The sequence below is a fragment of the Colwellia sp. TT2012 genome, assembly GCF_001440345.1.
In the GTDB taxonomy this organism is placed as follows: domain Bacteria; phylum Pseudomonadota; class Gammaproteobacteria; order Enterobacterales; family Alteromonadaceae; genus Colwellia.
The window spans coordinates 1-863 of sequence record NZ_LJYX01000107.1 but is presented as its reverse complement, the minus strand read 5'-3'; the positions used below and the strand labels follow the sequence as shown (position 1 = coordinate 863).

1 protein-coding gene is annotated in these 863 nt (G+C 51.4%); it reads right to left on the bottom strand.

Annotated elements, in window-relative coordinates; genetic code table 11:
- Window positions 1–446: 446 nt before the first annotated feature.
- Window positions 447–863: helix-turn-helix domain-containing protein (locus ASU03_RS18965; RefSeq protein WP_157465987.1), on the bottom strand; the 417-nt coding region annotated here is incomplete at its 5' end.

Below are 863 nucleotides of genomic sequence, written 5' to 3'. Positions count from 1 at the left end.
GACAGTTCAGAGGCATGGCCATAGAGCCATCTTTTGTAATGGTCAGGCGGTGGATTATGGGCGGGGTCTCAATCCTAGCCTGCTGTCAGCACCATAGACATTTAACGATTGTGCTGAAGCAATCAGAAAGATTCGTTGTGCCATAACCCAATAAAAGATGCCTTCAGATTGGTGTTAATTCTCAAGAGATCTATTGCACCTTCAACTTTAGTAGACATTATTACCCGCGACCGGGGCGCGCAGGCCTATACCGAGTTTCATTCGTCGATTGGAAATAACCAGAGCAAGCGGAGCGCGCAGGCCAGAAAGGCCGGAGGCGCGAGGATGGAAGCCCAAAGGGCCATGACTTGGCGTTAGCCATGGCATGGTTTACGACAGCCGACCCGATAGGGCGCGCCATAAACCGCGATTTGCTTAGATTGCAGGATTGCTGATGTTCTGCAGACTTATGTATTCCAATATTTTTGGACTGTGCTTCTGGCAATGCCTAGCTTTTCAGCGATTGTTTTTCTGTCGAAACCTTGCGCTTTCAAGGTTCGAATGTAATCAGCATTAAGCGGCTGCTTAGGCTTACCCTGGGAGCGCTTGATGAGCTTTCCATCACTGAATTGCTCCTCTACCAACTGCCACCCTCCGGACATCTCGAATTCCCTGATTTGCAAGGCAGTACGTTGCAAAACCTCCGAAGGGAGTTCCTCACCTTGGGCCGCTATGGCTAGGGTGACCATGGTCAGCAGATCGAGACCGAGGTGGTCAGCGATTTCATCGAGCTTCTCCAACGTCGGATTCGCTCGTGCCTGCTCCAGCATACCGACATACGTCCTATGGGTTGCCCCTGCCAGTTCGTCGTAGTTCAGCCCCTG